The organism is Rania fehmarnensis (genome assembly GCF_056494185.1).
The window spans coordinates 6,813,705-6,840,297 of the sequence record NZ_CM151398.1; the positions used below are offsets into that span (position 1 = coordinate 6,813,705).

Here is a 26,593-nt window from a genome sequence, read left to right on the forward strand (position 1 = left end):
TTAGAGGGTTCTTGATTTAAAACGCAGAGACGCAGAGGATCGCAGAGAAGACACTGCGTCTGAAATTGGGTTATCTGCTAGCAGCTGAAGTTCGCGCGGTACTGGACACGCAGTAGGCGCTCTTCGTCGACCCAACTTCATGGCGCCCCCGCTCAATAACAACCACAGCAGAGCAAAACTTGGTTCGGGCACTGGCACTATGGTGTACTGCAAAATGCCGCTCGGGTTGCCTGGCAGCACAGTATATGTGTCAAACATGTCACGGATCACGAGCGAGCTGAGCAACTGCATGTCGTAGGTACCCGGCAGTGCACCCATCGTGCTCAACGTAAAATAGGCCAGCGTCTGATCGGAAGTCGTGATACCCACACTATCGCCCACGCTGGTGAAGACCAACACGGACGATGGAAAGGGCAAACTGTAGTTGGCGATGGGAAAGAGTTCATTGGTGCCCGAAATGAACTGACCACCCTCGGTCACATCACCAACTGCCGCTGGATCGTTGGCGCTGATGATGAAGTCAATGCCCGCAACATCGGCAAGTGGTCCAGCATTGGACCGAATCGACACGCGAAACAACTGCTCCGAGTCAACATAAATTGCACCGGGTGTAACTTGCTCGAGCGTGAGTATGCAATCGCCGTTGGCAGAACCCGCGCTCAGAAAATTCACCACCCCCATACAACACGCTAACGTCAGCCACCATGCGTTACTTCCGGTCGTCATCAATGTTGCCCCAGTAGTTCGAGAAGAAATCATCAATGTGGTTTACGCCTGGCTTGGCATTCGTATCGATCGGCGTTCCCAGTCCATCGGAATTGGATGAGCTCACCTTCGACAATGCTGATCCGCTGTCTGCGACTGCTGTGGACGCCTGAGTATTTACGTTGTCCATGCCTGGCGACTGAACTGCCAGCTTCAACTGCTCCGGCGTATTAAACACCTCGGCGGCTTGCCAGGCAGACGACGTTGGTGGCGGCGCTGGCACAGCCGAAGTAGACACGCTTGGAATCAACGGCGAGCCTGCACCACCGGCGAAGCGCGAACGCAAACGACTGCTGCCACCTGCGCTAGTCGGAGTCGGCGCTCCTTCGGCGGCCGAGCCTGCGACCGGTATCGTAATGTTGCGCAATACCAAAGAAGCGATAATTGCAGAGCGCACTTCAACCCCATCGGAGTTGAGCACAAAGCCATCCTTGTTGACATCGCGCGCAGAAGTTACCGTCACCGGTCCGCCGCCAATCGGTGGCAACATGGCCAGGTCGGCATTGGAAACGATGTAGGCACCAGCCACTATTTGTCCGTTGATCTCGCCCTTGAGATGTCCCACATAGAGAACCGCCGGTGTTGTCAGCCCGGTATTGGGATTGGCTCGCACGATGATCTGCAACCAGCGATTGGCGATGGCACCATCTGTCCACTCCAGTTTCAATCGCGCCGCGGTGCCGGCGCTGCCTGCTGTTACGTCGATCGCCGTGGGAGCAGGTGCACTGGCCCAACTGCTGGGCGGATTGGCCGCTTCGTTGAAGTAGCCTGTGGGACTCATGCGGAAGACAAAATCATCGCTCGTCAGCGAACTACTTGAAAGCCCAGGAATGTCGAACAGTAGTCCATTCAGACCTCGCGACGCATTGATCAAGTTGGCAGCGCTTAGCGTGCGCGGCGTAGCGCCCGACTGTACCACGACCTTCTGCGTGTCAATGGCCGCGCCGTAGGCCGAGCCCTTATAGAAGACATATCCACCGCTCACGGTTACTTGCGCGTTGACCGTAAAACTAACGCTGGATTGACCATCGGCATCGGTCGCGGTGATGGTTACCTCCAGATTTTCGAGGCGCGTTTGAGGAGTATAGCTCCAGCTCCAGGTACCATCGACGTGCTTGACGACCGTTCCCAACGAGGCTGCCAGAGTTATGGATTCCAGATCTTCGCCGCTATACAAACCGCTGTTAGCCAGTGGACTGAGCACATTGCCGGTAACTGTAGACGATTGGGCCGAGATGCTCGGGGGTTGAGGCGCTTGGACCTGAATCGCCACTGGATAAGTATCGAGGCTAAATGAATTGGCCGAGAGCGAAGCGGGGGCAATACTCGTCCCTTCCGGCAATTCATCGGCCTGGTCCCAAGCTTGAATCATCAGATCTGTTATCAACCCAGAAGATCCCGGGTTGGGCACAAAACGAATTCGAGTATCGGCATCAGCAGCCAACAACAACCGCCGACCATCGGTCAATTGTGGCGCGATGGCCACAAAGGTCGTGCCATCGAGTGCATATTGCCACGAGCCCGAAAGCGTCCCGGCACTGACCACGGCAATGCCCTGCGACGGGCCATCGCTGTCGACAATTTGGCTGGCAATCAAGTCCGCCACCGTGATACCAGTATTTAGCGCATCGGTGATATTGTTCTTGATCGTTGGCAGTGGGTTAGCACCAAAGAGTTGCGGAGCTGCATTGCTGATGACCTTGAAGGTTCGCACATAGTTGCCGCCCGCACCGCCATCGGCATCGCCATCAAAGCGATTGCCCGACAGGTCAAATATGGACGTACTGGCCGTCCCCAATACCGTCACGCGATAACGCCCTGTAGGCAGAGTCGCTGACCCCGCTCCGCCGTCAAGCGAGCCGATAGCTAACTGAACGCTGTTCTGTCCCGGCGAATACTGTGGACGCAGCGGATAAACGATGTCATCGGAGTCATCGAATAGGTTGTTAGCTCCGGCCCCGCGCAGTTCGTAAGCCGCAGGCGAGCGGGCATCGATCGGATTGATCTCTTCGCTAAACTCCAAAGCGAGACTCGATAGCCCTAGCGTCGTGACACCGGTTGCATGAACGATGGCAGGTGACGAGCCAACCACCGTGGGCGAAACCGCGTCGTTACTGTTACCACGAAACTCATAGGCACCGATATCGTAAAAGCCTGGAATGGTTGGATAGGTGACCGTTTGAACGCCTGGCAAGTTAGCTACACCGTTGATGCCGACAACCAACTCGTAATCAATGCCATCACCTCTCGAGATGCCGGCGGTTGGAGTCAGATTCTTGTTGCCGGGACCATAATGCATCCAAATGCGGCCATCTGCACCCAGAGTCAAGGCCATCTGCACATCACTGCCATCAGCCTTGTTGGTCGCATTCCAGCGTATCGTTGTTGCACCAGGAGTTGAATTATCTACAAAAATGTTATCGCCAACGCCTGCGGTCGTCAGATCATCCCACAGCGGAGCGATTCGCGGATACTGCAACAGACCACTAGTCGAGTTACTACCTTGCCAGGCATTGGTGTTAACACCAAACTGAACAAATCCGTTGCTGCTGACGTACGCGGTTGTATAGTTGGCTCCGTAGAATGGAAAACTATACGGCAAGTTCAATTGCCAGACGTTTTCGTCATCGCGCCAGTTTTGCGCGACCCCTTGAGTCTGGTAGTTATAAAAACTGGCGGTCGTGGTCACGGTCTCGTTGTATTGCAGACCGATCAGGCCTCTCAGTTGGATAGCATCGATTTCTTCCCAACCCGACGATGTGTTCGTATTGACGTAGACTTTGACACCGCGAACCAGGTAGCTCGTCTGTTCGAAATCGATGGCGAAATCTTGAGCCGCCCCAGGTGTACTTGGGTCTACTCCGGTCCAAGCTGTGTGATACTGTCCGTCGATATCCAACAAATCAACCCGGGTCACAAAGCCATTGCCGAGAGTTTCACGAATGGTGACGCCGGTGGCCCAGACGGGATTGGCGTAGGCCACGGTGATGAACTCCGTTGTGCCGTTCTGGTTGGCGGAGGCCCATGAAGTTGGATAGTCACCATAGCCAGGTGTATTGGGCGCGCCCAGCACTTGGGCCGCGCTCCAATTGCCGGTTGAAAACTGCGAACTAAAGGCCACCACCGACGAGGCCCACTGACCACTTACCGGGGCGACCCGAGCGATCGACAACGAATTCAAACTGTCGAGCGAAGTGCGACTGTCGTAACTTGACACATACGTGGCAGTCATATTTGGCGAGCCGGCACCGATCGTCGGAGTCAAACCAGTATTGGCGTTGCCGTAGTGGTAGCGGTACGTGCCGTCCCTGTGCAGCATAACGGCGAACTGTACATTGCCACCCGTTGACTTTGATGTTGCATTCCAACGAATGGTCACTTGATCGGCTACCGACGTATCTACAAAGACATCATCATCTGCACCCAGCGTCGTCAGATCGTCCCACAACGGCGCAATTCTCGGAGCCTGGTTCAGCAGGGCCGTGCTGTTATCCGGACTTTCCGCGCCGGTAGAACTGCCAAACTGCAGTAGACCGTTGGACGAAACGTACACGCTCGACCAGTCTGCATCGGCGAAGCTGAATGTGAATGGCAAGGTGAGTAGCCAGGCTGCATCATCCGCGTGCCACCCTTGCGCAACTCCAAGAGAAGCTGGTCCATAAACTGTCGGTGCTTGAGATCCCTGTGCATAGCGAGGCCCACCCGCATCAACGGTGCCTGGGTCATCGTAGCGGCCAAAGTTCTCGATGTCGGTGCGCGTCGCGATCCAGGTCGATGCGCGATCGATGGCGGGCGAGTTGCGCACGCGATAGAAGTTATCGTCCAGTCCGCCATCAATGTTGCCACTGGATGTAGTCACATAACCCAGGACATTGTCGGCACCATCGATATCCACAAAGCCAGGTAAGCTCGAGACGCTATTCAAATCTCGACCCGACGCGGCTTGAAAATCGGCTAGTGTTTTCCGGGCAGCGCCGCCCCAATAGGCGACATTGGAATTGGGGTCTGTGCCCGCGGTCAGCAAGTTGTAGTCGCTTCGCAGTCCCGCTTGACTGTCATTCTCTACATATAAAGCATACCCAGACAAAACCCACACAATGTTGTTGGAAATCACATTGTTGCGAGTCGATCCGTCCAGACGAATGCCATCGCCAACTTGCTGATAGATCGTATTGTTCAGAAACTTGGCACCGACCTCACCGGTGGCACTGTTCTGAATCGAGATACCGCGATTGGTATTGGCATAGATCAAATTGCGACCAACCGTGCCCCAATAATTGCCTGTCGTATTGATGCCGATCGAGTTGGAATAGACGTAGTTGGCTTCCACTTGAACGGAACCATCAACCTGGATGGCGATAAAGCTGTTTCCAAAGAAACGATTGTTGATTACCGTCGTAGGAGGATTCAGATCGTGCGAATGGCTGCGTAATCCGTAGTAGTTGTTGAAGATGCGATTGCCGACGACTTCGGTTCCTCCATAAGCATAGACGGCTACATCACCGGCTCCCGACTGACCATAGATGTCATTGTCGGACACCAAGATTGCCCGGGATTGATTAGAGTTGGCATAGATACCCCAGTCTTGATTGTCACGAACACGGTTACCTACGATTTGCAACCGTGGAACGTTAGCCCCAATTTGGAACTGGGAATAGATGCCGAAGCGATTGCCATGAATATCGTTTTCCGTCACGATCGAATCGTAAGTGATCCCATAGATACCAGTATCAGCGTGGTCATAAATCTCATTACCGGAGATCAGTTGTGCCCGACTGATCGTATTGTAGTTGTAGAAAATTCCCATCCGCTGATCGTCGGCAGTCGTGCCAGCGGGTAGACCATAGATCTTGTTGTTGAGTATGTTCCAGTTGTCATTGCCAGCTCCAATGTAAATCCCCTGCTGGCTATTGCCAAAGAAGTAGGAATTCTGCAGCGTGATGCGATCTGAATCGCTGTTATCAATAGCCAAGAGCCCAGTTTCACCCCCGGTCAAACGCAAGCCATCGAGGGTAATGTCAGTTGCCCCGGCCAGTTCAAATGCGCGTTGACGGCTATTGATGTTGCCGCGATTGACGATCGCCGGACTATCTGGGGCCGAGTAGAAGGTCGCGCCCGAATCGTTGGAGGTCAGCACCACATTGCGATAGGTGCGATACGTACCTCCCAAGACATTAACAATGTCACCCGCATCGAGATCATAGGAATTGACCAGGCCAAAGAGTGACCGCACTGGTTGATCGCTTTGCTTGCCACTATTGCGATTGTCGCCAGTAGGACTGACAAAATAGTCGCTCCCACTATTGGTCACCAGAAAATCGAGGTTGGAGTCGTCGCTGATTGTGCCACTGGTCGTGGTGGCGACCGCCCGAATTCGATAGTCCGAACCTGGCGCTAGATCGCTGGGTATACTCCACGCGAACGTGGCATCGCCCCAGCGATTCAGCGGTACAGCATTTGCGCCCGGAATTGGAGTCCAACTGGAATCAGCGCTGTCCCAATACTCGAGTGCCACTGTCGGTGCGGCTGTGCCCGCTGGTGTCGCCCGCAGAATTTCGATACCTGCCAACACCGGTCCAGTCCCCGTTAAGCTCACCAGCTCCACTAACAGGCCTTGTCCCAATGTGGCTACCAGGTTCGAGAACTCCTCGGCGACCGCTTTGTAGCGCGCACCGGCCGCAGCATAGATGTCGTAGTTTGCCAACACGGTCGTGCCGTTGATCTTGATGTCGAAACGCCGTCCGCCGGGAGCGGTGAGACTGCCTTCGATGAAGTGCAGGCGAATGGCATAGTTGCCATCGACCACTGGCAACTGCATCCCGACCTTCGAACCCACACCATTGTTATAGATATAAGTGCGATAGAGCGACTCGGGAGCTGGATCGGACACAGCCGTGCGATCGATGACTGCTGACGAGAGTTCGGTGTTGGTCGAGCTGACCACGCCGGCGGTTGTGTAGGTGCTGCCGGGAAGCCAGTTGGAAACAGTGTTCGGGCCAGCGTTGAAGTACATCAATGGTTGGCTGGTGGCCAGGCCGGCTGTGTGTACGCTGACATTAACGGTTTGGCCTTGTTCGTATTTTTCCAAGCCATTGGGTGAGATAACTTGCACGATCTGTGATGTGCTCAAGTCGGCAGTGGCATAGTTAGCACTACCACCAATATTGACTCGTCCACCATTGGGCATCGGTTCATTGAAGTAGGGATCCAGTGGATGGCCGCCATCGATGGCCGGCGAAGTCGATTGCAAGGCAAAGTTGTCGTCCAGTCCAAAATCGCCAGAATTAGTGATGGGTACGTTGTTGAAATACTCACCATTGACTTCTTGACGTCCAAACCCAGGTCCGGACCACTGGAAAAAAAGTAACGAGCTGCCGATCAGCTCTCGATACTCCATCCGAATTGGAACCCAACCGGATTGGTCAAAGGTTGTCGTGTAAGTACGTTGCGCTTGATTCTCGTAATTCCACTGATCGATGGCGGGAGTCGACAAGCCGTTTAGATACAGCCGGAATCCGTCATCGGATGATTCGTAAAACGTGTAGCTGCCCGCAGCAGGAACATAGATGTAACCCTCCCAGCGAATGCTGAAGTTGTCGGATGGAATAACCGCCAGCGGCGAGCCACCACCATAATTGAATCCAATGGTTGTTTCGCGGCGCGTGAGCACAGGCGTGCCGGACAGGTTGGCATTGTCAAAGTAACTCGCAAGCAAGCCACGTCCCTGACCGTATCCCAGCACATCGTCGCTGCCGTCCAGATCGACAAATTGTGGATCATCAAAGATGCTATTTTGGTCTTGGCCGACTTCGTAGAACCACTGATAACGATCGGTGAAGATCGTGTTCTCCCAATAAGCCAGCTTGCCATTGCCGACAATGTCAATCAGGTTGTAATCGGCTGTGAAGCCCCGATTGCTATCTGCATCGACATTGTAGACGAAGCCCTCAGCCACTTGGATGATGTTGTTCTTGATTACAACGTTGGAGCCACGTCCATCTACGATGCGAATCGCGTCTCCCGTGGGCTGGATGATCGTATTATTTGCGATTGTTGGGATCGATCCGTAGTAGCCAGTGCCTACGATTAAGACCCCGAAACTGCGATTGTTATAGATATAGTTGTGGCTGACAACTCCAGAATAGCCCAAGTCTGTATAGACACCAATGTTGTTGTCATAAATACGATTATTGCGTCCCACGGAGTCGCTGGTGAAGTAAACACCGACGCCACGGTTATGGAATACGCGGTTGTTCTCGATGATGGCTTGAAATCCACCTACAATCCCATCACCGCCATCGCGGATGGTGTTTTCCAAGAAGTAGGCACTGCCGGTCAAACCGGTACCAGCTCGTACGATTGAATTGCGAGTGACCAGTGTATTGGCACTGGTTGCTATCGCCCACTCCCGCATGTCGCTGTAGGAGTTGTCGCGAACCACGATGCGATCGCTGGGAACCGCTGAAAGATTGCTGATCGATAGGCCGTTGCGCAGGTTCGTAAATTGGTTCTCCGCGATCAATGACCGAGGTCCGCGAACCTCACCGGATCCATAGACTCCACCGCTAGTGTATATATTGGAGGTGATGACAGCATCAGCACCATACAGCAGTGTTCCAAAACCGGTTGTAACCAAATCGAACGTATTGTGGTCTAAGGTTAAAAACTCGTTCAGCTGATCGATATAGAGGCCTGAGTACTGATTGGCGGTGAATAAACTGTTGGTAACCGTCAGGCGGTCGCTATCAGATCCATACGCTGCATAGATCGCGTGATAGGCGCCACGCATGGTCAAACGGTCGAATGTCAGATCGTCGGTATTGCTGAGTTCAAACAGATTGAAATTGATGTTGTTCCGATTCAAAACTGCCGAACCCGTCGTAGGCCCTTCAATGCGCAGGCCACTGTGATTGGAACTAAGTCCGATGGTTTTGATGACGATGTAGTTGCCGGTGTCGATGTGGATGACATCCCCCGGCTCGAAGGTGTAAGCCTTCAACATGGCGGTTAACGAGGCCAGTGGTTGGTCAGGTGATTTGCCACTGCCATAGTTGCTGCCAACGGCCGTTGTAAAGACGTCACCTGATAGTTGATTGTCATTGACGTAATAATCATGGCCGGAATTGGCGACGATGAACTTACCGTTGGATGTATCGGTGATCTCGCCGGTAGTAGCCGTGCTGCGAGCGCGGATCAAGTAGTTTCCGCCTTCAGGCAATTCATCGGGCACAGTCCAGTTGAATTGCGTCCTGCCCCACCGATCCAGGGTCAACGCCTCGGCTCCACTGATCGGCTGCCAGGTTGCTCCGCCATCGGCGGTGTAATCGAGGCCTACTGTTGGTGAAGCAGTACCTTGAGGCGTGGGCGTGAAAAGTTCCAGAGCTGCTATCTGAGCCTGGTAACTACCCGTGCGCGATACCAACTCCACAGTTAAGCCCGCTCCTAATGTGGCAGTCAAGTTATCGAGTGATAACGCCACGACCTTAAACCGACCACCGGCTGCTGCGAAGATGTCATATCCCGTCTGAACCGTGACACCGTTGACTTTAATATCAAACAATCGACCGCCCGCTGTGGTCAACTGTCCTTCAATAAAATGCAATCGCAGCGCATAGCTGCCATCTTCCACTGGCAACTGCATCCGCAGCGTAGCCCCCACTCCATAGTTGCTTCCCAAGTAGCTTCGATAAACTTGTTCTGGTGGCGGGCTGGCAACGCCCGATCTGTCGATAATCGCGCCATTGAATTCGTTGTTGACTGAACTAACCAGACCACTGACCTGGAATGTTGATCCAGCTGCCCAAGCATCCACGGGCTGATTGCCACCGTTGAGTAACATTGTGGGTTGGGCAGGTAACAGGCCATTGCTGCGCAGATTGATGGCCACGGTCTGTCCGCGTTCGAATTTTTCGAGGCCATTGGGACTGAGAATCTGCAATGATTGCAGCGGACTGACTTCGGCTTGACGCGTGTTCCCACTGCTGCCAGCGTTCACACGGCCCCCATTGGGCATCGGTTCGTAAACATACAGATCGTTGGGATCACCCGCATCAATGGCCGGCGAATTAGGCTGCAATGCGAAACTATCGTCCAGGCCATGATCGCCATAAAGGGCCAGCAAATCTGCACTGAGATATTCACCATAGATAGCTTGTTTGGTAAATCCGGGGCCAGACCAGTTAAACGCCAGCGCGGCCGCCCCGATGGTCTCACGGTATTCGATACGGAAAGGTATCCAGCCCACGGCGTCAAAGGTTGTCGAATAGGTTCGCTCGACGTTGTTGACGAAGTCCCACTGGTCAATCGCTGGCACGGCAGAATCGTTCAGCCACAAACGCATTCCATCGTCGGATGTTTCATAGAACGTGTAACTACCTGCCGTAGGAACATAGAGGTACCCCTCATAACGCACGCTAAAATTGTCAGCCGGCAAGCCTGTGACTGGACTGCCGCCACCGACATTAAATCCGATCGTGGTATCCAACCGAGTCAACAGAGGTGCACCGCTGAGCGAGTTATTCGCAAAATAGCTGACGCTCAGTCCGCGACCGCGACTGAATCCCAAAACGTCATCGGGACCATCTAGATCTTCGAATAGGGGATCACCGAAGTAGCTGTTTTGATCAAATCCCAGGTCATAAAACCAGTCGGCGGCGCTGGTAAAGGTAACACCCTCCCACAGACCGATCTTGCCAGTACCCGTCACGTTGATAACGTTGTAGTCGCTGCGGAAGCCTCGACCTGAAGCGCTATCGATGTTAATGGCATAGCCACGATTGACTTGCAAGATGTTGTTCTTGACCAGCACGTTTTGTGCGCGGCCATCGACAACATGAATTGCGTCACCATAATCTTGAATGATCGTGTTCTGAGTAATATTGGGCACGCCACCGTAGTAGCCCGTGCCGGCGACGAGGATGCCTGCGCTCGTGTTATTTACCAGAAAGTTGTTATTGACTACCCCAGAGTAGCCAAGGTCCGTGTAGATGCCGATATTGTTGTCGTAGATCTTGTTGTTGCTATTGGCCGCATCGCCGTAGAGCAGCAAACCGTAGCTAGCGTTGTGATAGATACGATTGCCTTCTACGATCGAACCTGTACTGGCAGAGATTCCTGAGCCGCCATCGCGGATCAGATTATTTCGATATACACCGGCACCAGTAATGCCTGTTCCGGCTCCGGTGATGTCATTGTTAATTACGAGCGTAGTCGACGGGCCAGTGGCGATGGCCCACTCCCGCATATTGGTGTACCGATTGTCCTGAACGACGATGCGATCGCTGGCCGCACCTGATAGATTACTGACCGACAACCCGTTACGCAGGTTTGAAAAATCGTTATTAACAATCGTTGAGCGTGGTCCGCGCACTTCTCCCGTACTATAAAACCCATTGTTGAAGAAGCGATTAGAGCTAATCACCGCATCGCTGCCGTACGACAGCGTGGCGTAATACATCGTTCCGATATTGAAGTTGTTATTGAGCACACTCAGAAAATCATTGGACTGATCAATATACAAGCCCGAATAGAAGTTGTTTACAAAGTAGCTATTGGAAACGGTGAGTCGATCGCTATCAGAGCCGTTGGCTGCGTAGACCGCGTGGTATGCATTCCTAAACGTCAGACGATCTAGCGTTATGTCGTCTGCATTTTGCAGCTCGATCGCATTGAACGAGTTGTTGGCTCTGTCGATCACTGTCGAACGCGTTGGATAAGCCTCATTGTAGTAGCCTTCGATCCGGATGCCTTTCTCGGCAGCCGTCAGAATCAAGGCCGTCGATAACGTGTAGGTCCCAGCATCGACCAGAATGGTATCGCCTGGTTTCATTTCATACGCCGCCAGCACCGCACTGATCGAAGCCTTGGGCTGATCCGCACTTAGACCTGTGTTGGCATTGTCGCCGGCAGCCGTGGTCGTGTCCCCGGATTCAACCAAACCGTCGTTGACGTAGTAGATGTTGATTGGTTGAAGAATCGAAAACGGAGCATCGCTGGTGTCCTGAACTGCGGAACTATCGTTGCGAGTGACGCGAATGAAATAGTCATCAGCTTCAGGGATCGAACTGGGCACAGTCCATACGTACTGTCCCGTATCGGCGGCCGTGTTGGTAATAGTGAGCACCGGTGTTTGACTGTCGCTTTGCATCAAGTCGATGGTGAACGTCACAGTAGATGCATACGGCCGGTCCACCCAGGTCGGTTGAGCACTAGCGTTGCCGCCACCCAGCACACCAGCCGGACCACCACTGACTCTGTTGGCAATCGTTGTTCCCGAGCCCTCGTCCATCGTGAAGTAGTTCGTCAAACCAGCTTCATTGCCCTGCAAGGTGGCGGACATGCTGCTCTGAATCTGAGCGGCCGAGCGTTGTGTATTCCAAAAGCGGACTTCGTCCAGTTGGCCTTTATACGGGCGACTAGGTGACCAGCCGACCCCCAGGGTAACATTGCCAAACTGGCTGGGCCAATACGGATTGGCCGTATTGAACACTTCCACACCGTCGCGATAACCTACCACCGTACCGGCGACGGAATCCCAAGTGAGTGCGATGTGGGTCCAGGTATTGATCGGTATCGAACCCGAAGGCGTTAAATTGTAACCCGCGTATCCGACGTTGTCGTTGGCTGAATCACTGCCAAGTATGGCGTAAAGTTGTCCGCCGATTTCTTCGAACCGAATCGCCTGGTTGCCAGCGCCACCGATCGTATAGGGACCGGTGGTCAGGATGTTGCGATAACTCTCCATCACGCTCGGGTTCATCCAGAACTCAATCGTCCCCTGCGTTGGTCGCGCGCCCAAATTGCCAATACTAACGATGTCATTGGCACCATCGAACGACAGGGCATAGCCTGGAGGAATGATCTTCTGCGAACGCCACTTGATGGCGAATGTTTGATCCTGAGGCCAGACTTCACCGCCGTCGGGATTGGTCACGGTCACATACTCAGCCGGACTGATGGAAGCCTGCGAAGTCCCTCCGTATGCTCCGATGTTGATGTACGAACCGTCCGGTTTGGGCTCGCCCGCAAAGCTATCCGCCGAATCGCCACGATCCAACAGAGCCGAAGTAGTTGCGTCGAGCACCGGATTGCCGACGGCGGTCAACATGACCGGTGCGCCGGTACCACTGAGGGTAGCGACCGGCGCAAAGGCGATGCTATGGAAGCTGCCATATTGGCTCTGCAAATGGAAGTCATCATCCCGACCGTCGCTAGTGAGCGTTGAGTAGCCCAATACCCCATCAGCACCGGTAACATTCACGAACTTGGGATCGACACTCAGACTATTGGCATCGGTGAAAGCAGTAGTTCGCCACACACCGAGGGTTGGCCGTGCGATGCCTTGCCAGAAAGCGATCGCACCACTGCCCGTGGCATACAAGTCGTTATAGTCACTGCGAAAACCTGCTTGCGAATCGGCTGCGACATTCAGGGCAAAACCGGCGTTTACCCAGATGATATTGTTGCGCAGACTTACATTGCGGGAAGAATCATTGACACGTACACCATCGCCCGTCGTTTGGTAGATCGTGTTACTGATGATGTTCGTGTTTGTCGTACCGTTATAGTACGCTGCCCGGCTGAGATAAATCGCGGAATCGCTGTTGGCATAAATGATATTGCCAGTGATAGTGCCTCCAAAGGCGAAGCCGCCTCGAATCCCCATAGCGTTGCTATAAATGATATTGCGCTGGATTGTAGGACTGCCATCGACGGAGATGCCAGCCTGCGCGTTGTGATAGATGCGGTTCTCAGTAACCGCTCCGGTGTTGGTGTAGATGCCGAAGGTGTTGTCGTAAACCACATTGCGAGTCGCGGTTGACCCCGAAGATAAGACAATGCCGTAAACATTGTTGCCGACGTGATTGAACACGGTGTTACCAACGACTTGTACAACTCCAGTTGCGACGATGCCTAGCGAGTTATCGTGCACGACATTACCGCGTCCAGGTGTGAGCGTGGGCGAACCGAATAAGGTGGCTGGACCACCTGAATTGCTGATCGAAACCCCATAAGCGCCGTTACCCCGATTGTTGCTGATTTCGTTACCTTCAATGGCTGTAGCACCCGTTTCCTGCAACTCCAAGCCAATGCCACGATTGTTGCGAAATTGACTATCTTGCAAGCTAACCAGCGAGCCCACCATCTTGAATCCCGGCCCCGCACTACCATCAACATCGAGGCGCTTCAGCACTTGAGCGGATGAACCAGTATCAATCAAAACGCCGCGTTGCGTCGAGTTCTGTACTCGCACGCGATCTGCGTTCAATCCTTGGCTGGAGTTGCGAACGTACAGACCGATCGTGCCCCCCGATAAAGTCAAGTTGTTGAGAGTGATGAAGTCCGCGTCGTTCAGCTCCAACATGGGTGCCGATGTAAATGGATTGGCATGGGCAAAGGTCGTGGTATGCTCAACGGCTCCCTGAAAGATAAAACCTTCGTCGTCGCCCAGGCCAAGAATGTTGGACACGGAAAGTGGATAGAGCAGGGGATAGGTTCCCGTATCCACAGACAAGGTATCATTCGCGCTCAGCGAATAGATGCGCAAGACGTTGTTGGGGTAGGGCTTGGGAGCGGATGCTGCCTTGCCCGTATTACGATTGTTGCCTGGCACGCTCGTGAACTCACCACCGGTGATCGACGGATCGTTAACAAAGTACGTGGTCGTATCTTCTGGGACGGTAAAAGATTCACTACTACGATCGCGCACCGTGGGATTGGCGGCCAGCGAAATATCGATGCGCAGTCCGCGGGTGCCGAATTCGATTCCACTGTTGGCGGCAATCCAAGTAAACACACCATCATCCACAGTTCCGGTGGTGATGTGCGTTACGAGTTGTGGTCCGCTCGCAGTGTCCTGCAGCAGATCGATCGAAACCGGCGAGCCTAGCGTATTGCCGAAGCTATCCCAGCGAATATCGATCGGCTTGTTGCGTTCCCAATCCTTGTATAGATCGGGCGTTGTCAAACGTAAATGCGGTGCGGTATCAACGTCATTGGCGGTATTGCCCTGTTGCCCAGCATCGACGCCTGCAGAGCGTGACAGGAGCGATATGAATGCATGATCGACATAGACATCGTTGGTTGAACCGGTCTGCCTGACTGCATCGACGCGGAAGCGTATTTTTCGCGTACCACCCGGCAGGTACGACCTGTCGCCAATCAGTTCCCAGCGATCGCTAACGTTGCTGGACTGGATAACTTGGGGTGTACCAATCGTGGTGCCGTTTTGATCCACGAACGTCACCGTCAATTTGCCCAGGTCTTTCAAATCTTCAGCGGCTGAACGTACGCGCGCCCCATAAGTGACGGCATACTTCAGCGCGTCAATATCGGCGGGCACATAACCACTGGTGATCAAATCCACTGTCTGCTCGAGCGAAGTTGTGGGATTGGAAGCGGCCGTAAAATAACTGCTGCCGTCGTAGGCTGGCGGATTGGCCGTGGCGGTAGCTGCGCTGGGCGTCACCGTCCAATCGTCGAGTCCAGATTCAAAGCTCGGATTGCTAAGCAGATTAATAAATGTAGCTGCACGCCCCTGATCGCTGCGCGGATCCGCTACATCCAGCGAAGGACTGGTAAACCGTAGCTGGGCCGTTTGATCAAAGACCCGTAAATCATTCAGCCAGCGAGCTACAAAACGCGGCTGGGCGTTAGTGGGATCAACCACCGTGGTACCAGTGGAATGCAAATCGAATTGATAGACATCCTCTTGCCAATCCAGGATGTCGACAAAATCTTTGGTCCAGTAGACCAGCTTGCCGTCGGGCCCCGCGATCAGCGAGTTGTAGTCGCTGAAAAATCCGGTTGTGCTGTCATCGGCTACGTAAATGTTGTAGCCATCGTCAGTCCACAACAGGTTGCTGCGGATTTCTGTCTGCCGGGATGCGCCGGTTACGCGTATGTTAGTGCCAAGCTTTGTCACCAGCGTATTGCTGAAGATCCGCGCATCGTTGATGCTGGTTACGTCGATCCCCAACAGGTTATCGGTCAGTTCATTGTGGGTGATCAGTTGACCGCTCTTGGACTTGATACCCGTTTGGTTGCGACTCAAGCGGTTATTGGTAATCGTACCCGTAACGTCGATGGCGACAACGCTGCGATTGATCTGATTGGCTAGTTCCAGCGACAGTGGTGCCACGTTGCCCGTGCCGACAATACCACTGGTATTGAATGCTAGATATTGATTCTGAACGAGTGCATTCTGCAATACAATTCCAGTGTTATTCTTCACGACGCGATTGGGGCGAGTAGAACCAAAGTAGCCCAAACCGGTCGTGGCGGAATTGACGATCGTTCGAATACCAGTTGCATTTCCATAGATCAAGTTGGCATCGAGCAAGTTGGCGGCTGCATAGTAGACGCCAGTCTGTGAGTAGATCGCCTGGTTATCGGTGATGAGGCCGGAAAAAGACGACGGCAGGTTGATAGCCGTTGTGGCGTTCTCGAAGCGATTGTTTTCAATTCTGCCTTGACCAGCAGTTTCAATCGACAGGCCCCAGTTGGTACCTGACGTTTGATTCTGGCGGATCAAGACCCCCGTCGTCGCATTGATAGTGCTGCCGGGCTGCAGAGCGATGCCGCGAGCGCCACCGCGCAGCGTGTTGCCGATTATGGCTGCGTCGGAGGTGTTATTGACCAACGCAATGCCCGTCGAAGCGTTGATGAATTGGTTGCCGACAACCATCAACTTGGAACCAGCTGACAAGGTGATTCCCGCGTTAAAGAACTCGCTGCCCTGTACGGTCACCAGATTACCACCGGTAACGCGAATTCCAGACAAACTGCGAACTCCCGTGATAGCCAGGTTAGAGACATTGTTAACATTCACAGGGCCGGTCAGAATGGCGGGTTCATCGGTGGACCCCAATAGCAAAATGCCATTGCTAGCCGCGCCGCTGAACGTAGCGCCTGTATAGGATCCAGCGTCGACTAGAATCACATCTCCCACACTCAGAGGACGAGCAGCATCGTTGATAACGGCTTGCAGAGTGCGTTTGGCAGATTGCGGTGTCAAACCATCGTTGGAATCTTGGCCAGGCAAGGTACTAAATGAATTGACAGCCACGCTTTCCGCAGTGGTGTCTGCATCATTCACATAGTGAATGGTACCGAGGTCAAACTTGTTGGCTTGCAAGTAGATCTCCGACTTGCCCGAAGCAGTATCGCTCCATACCACCATCGGATGACCGGCAGCATCCATGGCGACCGCGTGGGTTCCAGGGGAGCCAACCAGCGATGTCAAGCCGCGATCGCGGGCATCACCAGGCAGTTCTTCGACGAACTGATTGACTCTCCAGCGTTTGATATACAGCGCAGTTGAGTTACCTGTGCCGGCTGCGTGTCGGTCATCTTGCCAAACCAGGGAGATGTCATCGCCCACGGCTGCCAACTTAGGAGAAGTAGCACTACCGCCCGTATTTGAGACACCACCTGCAGAGCGAGACCGTTCTCCAGCATCCGTCCAACTGGCTCCATCAAACCTGGCGGCATAGATCTCGCTCACCCCACTGCTCGTGTCTTGCCAGGCTGCGAAGAGGTCGATGCCCGCGTAAGCCAAGCTGGGCTTGTTGGCATTACCTGCGGTACCACTTATTCCACTGCCACTGGTCGACGAACCGATGGCATTCCAACTGTTGCCCACCAGTGTGCGGGCATAGATCTGACTGCGACCACCTAGCGATTGTGTCCAGGCAATGCTAACTCCATTTTGCTGCGCAGCAATCGCGAATTCGTTAACACTGCTGGCAGAAGCGGAGATGCCGCTGCCACTAGCGCCCGTCGAACCCAAAGCGACCCAGTTGGTGCCATCGAAACGTTTGGCATAGACATTCTTGATTCCGCCGGTCGTTTCCAGCCAGGCCACCACTGGTCCAGCAGCGGTCATCACAATCGCGGCATCTTCAGCGCGACCGGTACCACTGATGCCACCAACGCTGAGCGAGTTGCCCAGGGACACCCAACCACCATTGCCCGAGTTGGCCAGCACATCATAGCGGGCCACAAATATATTGCGATTAGCGCCAACTACTTGTGTCCAAGCGACGATGGGCTGGCTACTTGCATCTACTGCAATCGCTGGCTTTTCTGCGCTGGAATTGGCAGCACCAGGTAACAGACTGATGCCACCTTCATGAGCGCTGCCGGCCAATTCTCGCCAACCTGCGATGGTATTGAGCGCGACATAAACTTGCGGTGAACCAATCCTCCCATCAATCCATGCCACATAAGGACCAGCATCGCCGATCACCAGCGCTGGTGATTGAGCAGTCGCTGGTGAATTGCTGATTCCACGCCCACTGGCTGAGCCCATCAGCTCTGTCCAACGTCCGGTCGTAGTGACGCCGTCGACAAAAGTAGTGAGTTGTCCGGCTAACACGGGAGGCCAAGCGGTCGGTGCTGGAACAGGTGGTTCGGCTGGCGGCGTGGTCGGACGCAAACCGGCGGCCCGGCCATCGTGGGTAACGGCACCTGAACCGCCTCCACTATAAGAATTGACTCCACCTTCACCGAAGCTCAAATCGCTGCCGCTGCCTGCCATCAGGGTATCGTTACCGATCCCCGGTTCATCGCCCGCGGTTCCAAAGTCGCCGTATAGATAGTTCACCGCTCCGTCATCACCGACTCCAGTCGAGGTGTAGGCGTAGAGCGTATCGTTATCCGCACCACCTACAATTACATCGCTGCCCAGGTCGCCGCTCAGCTGATCGTTGCCGGCGCCACCAACGATGATGTCATCACCTGCACCACCAGATATGATGTCATCGCCACCGCGACCATAGATGCGATCGCGGCCTGCCTCGCCCATGATCGAATCGTTCAATGCACTGCCATAGACAACGTCGTCACCCGCGCCTGCAGCGATGGTTGCGCCGCTGCCCTGAATAGCCACGATGATGTCATCGCCAGCACCGCCAAATAGATGATCGCTTCCGAGTCCTCCATCCAAGTAATCATGGCCGCTGCCCCCGCGCAAGGTATCGTTGCCATTGCCTCCATACAGCCATACAGCCCCACTAAAACCGGACGCATCGAGACTGTTATCACTGGCTCCACCGGCCAGAGTAGCCGCCTTGATATTGGATAGGCCGATCGGTGCCCCGGAAGTGCGGGTCAGTAGCGTATCAGTCAGTGTCATATCGACATCCGCCAGGCTGACTACTCGATCGATGCCGCTACCTCCAACGATCGTACCGCTACCGCTCCAGTGCGAAACGTCGAACGCATTATCCAGTTCGATCCCACCCAGGGTTGCGCGCGTAATATTCTGCAGGAGAAAGCTACCGTCCAGCGAAGTTCGCAGATTGCCATCGGTCAAAATGACATCGGCATCCACGATGGCTCTTACGGTATCGTTGCCTGCAATGGAACCCACCAGCGTGGCCGTGCCTCGATAGCCACCAATATCGAATTCGGCGCCACCTACTGGCGAAGTATCGACCAAACGTACGCGTTCGAAGGTCGTGAAACTATGATTGCCTCTACCGAAAAGGGTGGTATCGGTAAGCGTTTGCGAAGCGGTCGTGTATTGTTCTAGTAAATCGTTGCCCGAATCTCCCGAGAGAACTTGATTGCCATCGCCCGTGTAGATGATGTCGTCACCGTTACCGCCGCGCAGAGTTTGATTGCCGCTGCCGCCATAGATGAAGTCGCCATTGGCACCGCCATCTATAGTTCCGCCACCGACACCCGCGTAGATCGTGTCATTGCCGGCTTCACCCAAAATGAGGTCGGAGCCGCTGTTGGCGAACGTCGGATCAAAATGGGGAGGTGTTTGGCTGGGCCAGTTGGATGGCCGCGAGGTTGCGCCGCTGCTGCCATAAATCAAATCGTCGCCGGTGCCGCCGAAAATCGTATTGGATCCTGAATCGGCAAAAATCGTATCGTTGCCACCGTAGCCCCGGATCACATCGACACCAGAACCAGCAAAGATCAAATCCCCGACTTCGCCACCATAGATGTGATCGTCACCCGATCCGCCATAGATCGTGGTGGTGTTATCGGACCCACCCCAAACTTCATCATTGCCTGCTTCGGCGTAGACTATGTTTACTCCAGACACTCCCGGTAGGGCATTGGGTGTGCTGGCATAAATTTTGTCATTGCCCGGGCTGCCAGTGATAACGTTATTGCCTGGGCCGCCTTCGATATATACTCCGTGGCTGCCTTCGCCAAAGATCCGGTCATTGCCCTGCTCACCAAAGAGGCGGTCATATCCACCACCGCCGTAGATGAAGTCGTCACCTCGACCACCGAAGATGGTGTCCTGGTCCGGGCCACCGCGGATCGTATCGATGCCGTCTTCGCCATCGATATAGTTCGATCCACCCAGCGCCGTAATCAAGTCATCACCTGAGCCTCCATAAACTTCCGCTTTGCCTATGCCAATGATGATCGTGTCGACGTCATCGCCACCCATCAAAGTATCTTGACCGCCTCGGCCCACGATACGATTTCGGCCACTACCACCGCGCAGCGTATCGGCCCCGGCACCACCGACAATCGTAGCGGGAACAGTTACGCTCTCATCAATCGTGATGAAGTTGGCACCTTGACCCGCATCGACGTAAATGCTGGTCACTGGGTTTTCTGCAGAACCAAATTTCTTGGTTAGTCCGAACGCCGCTACGGAGAACACGCCAGGTGATTCTTGGAAGACCTGAAAACGTTCGCCAGTATCGGTTTGTCCTGGCCCGCGCAGGGTGGCTAGCGGGCCAGCATGCAACACCAGCGTGTTGGGGGCTAGCGCGTTGTTTTCAAAGTCCATCTCCGTGCCGGGCGTCGTAACGACGTGAGCCAAATTAGGTTCAGTTGCCGCCAACGGTGAGCAAGAGAAGATGCCAAAATCGAAGAGCGTTATCCGTGGCGTGATGGGAATCGTGGTGCTATACAATAAGGCACTGATGTAGAAGAACAATTGGGCTTCGATCGAGCCTCCGAGATTGACCAGGCAATGCGGACCTACTGACAAGTTATCCAGCATTTCATCCAAGTGATACTTGTCGTCATAGTCGCGATTGTTCCAGCGGCCCGTCAGATTGGCCGTTAGCTCGCCCTGTATACCGACGTTGGCTACGAAAGGAATTCCAGCGGCTGCATTGGCATACACGCCAGCGCCAATTGAAAACACTGGTGGACCTGAACGCCCATTGTCTTTAAAGAAGAATCCATCGGCAAAATCATGTCCATCACGAAAGCCTCGCGTATCGAAGCCCATGCTTATTGAAGCGCTGACTTGAAACAGCATGCCGACATGCAAACTGACTGGCACCGGTCCAACCGGAATCGTACCTATGTAAATCTCTGGTGATTTTAGTTTGGCAGAAAACTTTGGCAGGTCCCAGGTCACGAAGGTAATATCGCGGCCGAACAACAGCGGCAACATGTTCTTGGGGTTTTCAAAGATCGGGAATCGAAAACCGTCTTCGTGCAAATCTACGCTTAAGAATTCCCCGGCGGCTTCGTCGAGACTGCGAATATAGGGCGAGATCGTGCCATCAAAAGTGCTCGCAAAAGCAGAGTTGGGAACGAAGTGTCCCACGCTTTCATCGCTGGGATCCAATCCGTCGGCGTGTTCCGTTCTCAGATCGAAGTCGGGATTGAAGACATAGTCTCCGAAGACGATCACACTGCCATTGTTAATGAAACTTTTGACCGTTGAGCTCAATTGGTCCAGGGTCTTGATGATGTCGATGGCATTCTGCATGATCTTGGCCACTGGCCGCAAGTCCTCGTCGAACTCGGCAATGGCTTCGATCCAAGTCAGTCGCTCACCGCCAGCTTTCTTTCTCAAAGCCGAGATGATGGGTACTTCTTTATCCAACGCCAACAACGACGGTTTGAAGGTTGCAATGAACTGGTCGACCTTGCTGACGATGGGCTGGACAATCTTGGCGAAAGTCGATCCCAGGCTCAGCCCGATGTTCTTGAGTTCTACTCGCGGTTTGGCACTGTCGGTCAACAGCGATGAGCCCGCACCGAACTGCTGGGTGACTACCAAATCGGTGGCAATGCCTGGGAGATCCCGATCACCAAACGATGAACCGCCATCGTTGGCTTTCAAGTGAATGTTAATTTGGGAGAGTGCTCCGCCGACTCCATAGCGAATGTCAAATTCATTCAAGAACCGGGAAGTGTCGATCTGATCGATAGTCAGACGATTGTCGGGATCGACTAACTTGACATCAATCCGAGATGTACCAAACCGGGTAAGACTATTACCGCTCTCATCGAGTTTCGGACTTCCGGATACCTTTAACTCAAACAGCTCAGACTGAAACGTTGAAGCCTTGTCCAGTTCCGCAGCCACGTCTAACTTAAACTGGGCTGCACCGGGATCTGCTACGTCATGGTCGATGATAAAGTAAAAGCCTTCCGTCTTGCTCAAGCCAAAGCCCAGCAGCAGGTCAAAGTCCAAATCAACCTTGACCGTTCCTCCATCCTTAACTTGGAACTTGAGACCGGGCAATCCGACATCCAGTCCCGACTGGTAGACATCATGACCTGAAATGCGCAAACGAAACTCAGGTACGGCACCAGGTGCAACTTTCAAAGTACCCGGCACAATCAGGCTGCCCAAAGCAGCCTCTAGGTTTTCAAAGAGCGCCTCACGGAAGGCCTGGTCATAGACGGGATGTTCTGTGATCGTCGCCTGGACTGCAGGCAACAGCAGATTGTTTAGCTTGCTGACAAAGCCATCTTGTATGTCGATGTCGTTGGTAACCAAAGGAAGGTTTGCCAGAATCTGACGTTCGACGAGCTTCTCCAGTTCCTCGTTGAACACCGCGATGCCATCGGTCAGCACACTAAAGTTGAAGGGTAGGCTCTCGAGGACAGTGCTGAGCGAGGGTGGCGGTACAATCACGGGATCGGCCGGTGGAAGAGCGCCCGGAAAGCTCCAACTGACCGTCGCATTGCCTTGATGGTTTCCCAAAACATAAACCGGATAGGTATTGTCGAGCACTCCATTGACGGCCGAATAGTTCAGGGCTGACGCGACGCTACTGAAGGGAATGTTTCCGATGTCGGTTGTATGCGATGTTGGATTGACGGAGACATTTAGCGTGGCGGGCGCACTGCCGCTGCTGGTGCGGATGCGTTGATTGACTGGCTGCGAGGGGTTTCCGAGCGTAGCGTTCACACCACCAATGGTCGCAGGGTATGAGGCTACTGGCGACGCAAGTGAGGCGGTCGCGTTGAAGCGACTTGTGTCGAGCAGAAATGAGTTGCCGGCGCTGAAGTTGAAGCCGAACTCGAATTTGAAGTCTCCAGCGGCTGTCAGATTCACTACGCTCGACGAATCAAAATTCATGGGCCCCAGATTCGGGAGCTTAATCGTATTGAGCGGCATAGCGCGAGTGGTATTGGGAGCCCAGCTGGTCCGCACCACCAATGCTTGTTCGAATCCGCCCGGCTGCGCATTGGTAAATGTCTTGGTCGTGCTACCCACTCCCAGGCTAGAACCAAACACATCGGCCAGTTGCGTCAGCGAAGGCGTAACGCCCTTCAGCTGATTGAGCGCGTTGTTCAGCGGTACCATATCGACGCCCGGGCGATTCACCTTGGCAATAGCCGCCGTTAGTGGCTCAATCGCCGCTAAGATGACACTGGCCAAATTGACTTGGAATGGTACATCGGGGCGCTCGGCATTCTGGGCGGCAACTTTCAGCACGGTATAGATGGCGTTCAGATCGTCGGTGGTCCCAGCAGGCAAGGTCGTGGGCAAGCCGATGATCGCATTCTTTAGATTTCCAGCAATCGCTTGAGTCGCCGTCTTCAACGCTAAACCAGATTTGCTACGCAGCTCTAAAATCGAGTTATTCAATCGTTGACTTACACCCAGCACATCATCCAGGCTCTGGTTCAAGAGAGGAATATCTGCTGTCAAATGTCGTAGATTATCCTCTTCAAACAGCTTTACCAGTTCTTCAACGCCAGCAATGAAGTCTTCGGTCTTAAACCCAACCAGCGGCTGCAACTTCTCTTGAAAGACGCTATTGAGCGTTGCCCCAATAGCCGCCGGCGCACTCAGACCACGCAGATGCAAGACCGTATCGCCCACCGAATCTGCCGGTGCATCAACCGCCAGTGCAAAGGCACCCAGGGCTTCGATCGCAATTCGATCCGCTTGGCGAACCGCCCTAACATTGCCGGTCAAACGTGTCGCCGCAATTGCAAAATTGATGTCGGCAACCAGATCCTCAAGCGACGCGTTCGTGGTGTCGGCAGGCACCTCGATCGTAACAGGTGCTCCATTGCCTAAGGTAATTTGCAGTTGTGCACTATCCAGCAGTTGACCATTGGCAGGTCCGTCTGCACTGGATACCAGTCGCGTGCTCCATTGATTGGCGGTACTCAAGCCGAGTGTGAAGCTGGCTGGACTGGACGGGCTAACACCTAGCGCGGGGTCCACGCTGGTAACGAAGTTGCCGCTCAGCGAAGTCGTAGGCGCAGCGAATAGAAAATCGCTGGCCGCGCCATCGGCAAAATCTTCTAGCGACAGCAGGTTCACAGAACTACTGCTGGTATCGGTCAGAATGTTCAGTGATCCACTCGTTAGCGAGAGCGGCATGATTCCCAGACTAGCCGCGCCGGTTAAGTTATCGGCCGTGATCTGTCCGTTGAGGCGGACTTGAGCGCCGCTGGCTATGTGCACACTCTTGTTCCACTGAGTAACAGCGCCCGTGCCCACCAAAAACAATTGCGTGGCTGCGGGGTTGGCTCCGTCGGCCGTAACTACCATTCCGGTACCAGTGGCTGACGCAAGAGTTAATCTGGCCCCGGTGCGACCGGCCGTCACTTTACCTTTCAAACTAGTCAGTGCAATCGAGACATTTAAATCGGTAACTAAGTCATCCAGTGAAACATTACTTACATCACGAACTACACTCACCGTTACTGGCAGAGCGCCATCGAGCGATATTTGAAATTGGGCCTGCCCAGATAACCGTCCATCCGCCGGTGCATCGCCACTGCCAGTCAACACTGTAGGCAGTTCATCGAGATCGATCGCTACACGGCCGTCAAAGGTTGGTGTGGCAGTAAAAGTAGCGGTCGATGGTTTCAGATAATTCAGGGGGCCCAGGCCAGCGTCGAACTGCAACGGCACTGTCTGACTCTGCGTACTGCCCAGTACATTGGTGCGGAAGGACAGGCGATGATTGACCAGGTCATACTCCGGCACAATATTGACTAAGTTCGTTAAGGCAGCAAACTGCGTCGCGAAGGCTTGAACTGTATCAAACTTGTAGCTGGGCAAACTAACTTGCCCTGGCTCAAAACCCAAGTTGTAAGTGATCGAGCTTGAGCGATCGCTGATCAAGATCTCCAGTTTGGTAATGGCCGGATCGACCGCGCGAAAATTCAAGTAGCTGCCGCCTACTCCCGTGGTTCCAAAAGCGTTGATCCGACTACGAATCGATGTGGGCAAGGATCGATTAATGAACGAGATGGTGTTTTCCTGAAACCCTTGACTCTCCCGCACAATAGTCACATCTTGGGACTCGACATCGTTAATCCTAATGGTGAATACAGCATTGTTGATCAAGCTATAACCCGACTGCTCGCGCATCGGAGACGAAGCGGTAATCACTGGATCGTACAACGATCGCTGCAGAGGACTAAAGGCCTTGGTGAAATCGGCGACCTGACTGGCTTGGGCCGCAGTGTATCCATAGCCACCGAGATCGGGATTCACATCTAGTGACGTGGCCATCTCCTCAATCGCGCGGCCAGTACGATCCAAGGCCGTTACCAAGCCAGAGGGTGTCAGATGATTGAAGTTCTGCAACTCAGCCAGGCTCGAGTTGGCCTGCGCCTTCACCAACGCCGAGCCAGCGAAGACATTGCTCGAGCTGAGTTGGAGAGTTGGAGTCGAACCCAGGAGCGCAGCGTCGAAGACTTGCGTTCCCAGCGTAGCCGTAACAGGCAACGAGCCGGACAGACTGGCCGAGGTCACACCCTGAAATGCGATGACGCTAACTGGCTGCGCCTTGAGTTCGGCCAGCGTAATATTACCCAGCGGATCGAAATCCGGATTAGTGAACGAAACATCGATGCCGGCATCGAGATCCAGCGATCCTCCGACAAGTTGTGTAGCCAGCAGGCCCAGCTTGGAGGGAGCGGACAAGTTGCTGGCGGCAACCTCAGTTCCAATCGACAAGCTGGCCGGACGCATGAAGAAGGACTGATCACTGGTCAGCCCCGCCGTTAAGTCGAGGCCGAAGGTCAAGGAAAAATCTAGCTGGCTGTCAATCGGCGTCGGTAGCGGACCTGCCACGCTCAGCCCAGCCGCGGCGACTTCAGGCCCAAAGTCGAGTTGTACCGGGCTGGCGGTGTGCTTAACGATGCTGAACTGGAAGGTGAATTGCAGTTCGTTGGCCGAGGCGCAACTAACCAGTCCGCCCGTCACGCCAGGATCGACGGATATCGTCAAATTGCCACTGGTGCGCGAGAGCCCCTGCAGCGCGTCGACGAACTGGGTCGTGTTGGTAGCCGACGCGGTAGCTGCATTGAGGGCATCAATAATACCCAAGTTGAGCATGTCGGCGGGGTTGGCGACCTGGCCCATCGACGAGCCGAGCACCGCTAGCGGAGAATTCAACTGGCCAGTGGAAGCCAGCTGAGAGGTCCAGGTGGCCAGATCCCTCATGCCGCTGATTAAAGCTTGCCGTTGCGCCGTATTCAGCGGTGAAGCAATCGGATCGCAATCCAATAACAGTCGCTTTTCGAGCAGTTCGACTTGGAGTTGACGCCTGCGAACCTTGGGCAATTTGCGTGCGCTTCTGCGAGCAGTTTTCATAGTCAGGCCGATGCAAGGAGAATCCTGGGT

Annotated in this window: 2 protein-coding genes; both read right to left on the reverse strand. The window is 54.1% G+C overall.

Annotation, left to right across the window (positions count from 1 at the left end; all coding sequences use genetic code 11):
* Positions 1-726: a hypothetical protein gene (locus SH573x_RS23175; protein WP_479350226.1), complete on the reverse strand. Its 726-nt coding sequence runs from the start codon at positions 724-726 to the stop codon at positions 1-3.
* Positions 710-26,563 carry a right-handed parallel beta-helix repeat-containing protein gene (locus SH573x_RS23180; RefSeq protein ID WP_479350227.1) on the reverse strand — a complete coding sequence of 8,618 codons (25,854 nt, stop codon included), beginning with the start codon at positions 26,561-26,563 and terminating at the stop codon, positions 710-712. The genes SH573x_RS23175 and SH573x_RS23180 overlap by 17 nt, the downstream gene beginning before the upstream one ends.
* Positions 26,564-26,593: the final 30 nt, after the last annotated feature.

Bases quoted from the DNA above. Each gene is read 5' to 3' on its own strand.
- SH573x_RS23180 (WP_479350227.1), bottom strand. From the start codon at position 26,563: ATGAAAACTGCTCGCAGAAGCGCACGCAAATTGCCCAAGGTTCGCAGG.
- SH573x_RS23175 (WP_479350226.1), bottom strand. From the start codon at position 726: ATGACGACCGGAAGTAACGCATGGTGGCTGACGTTAGCGTGTTGTATG.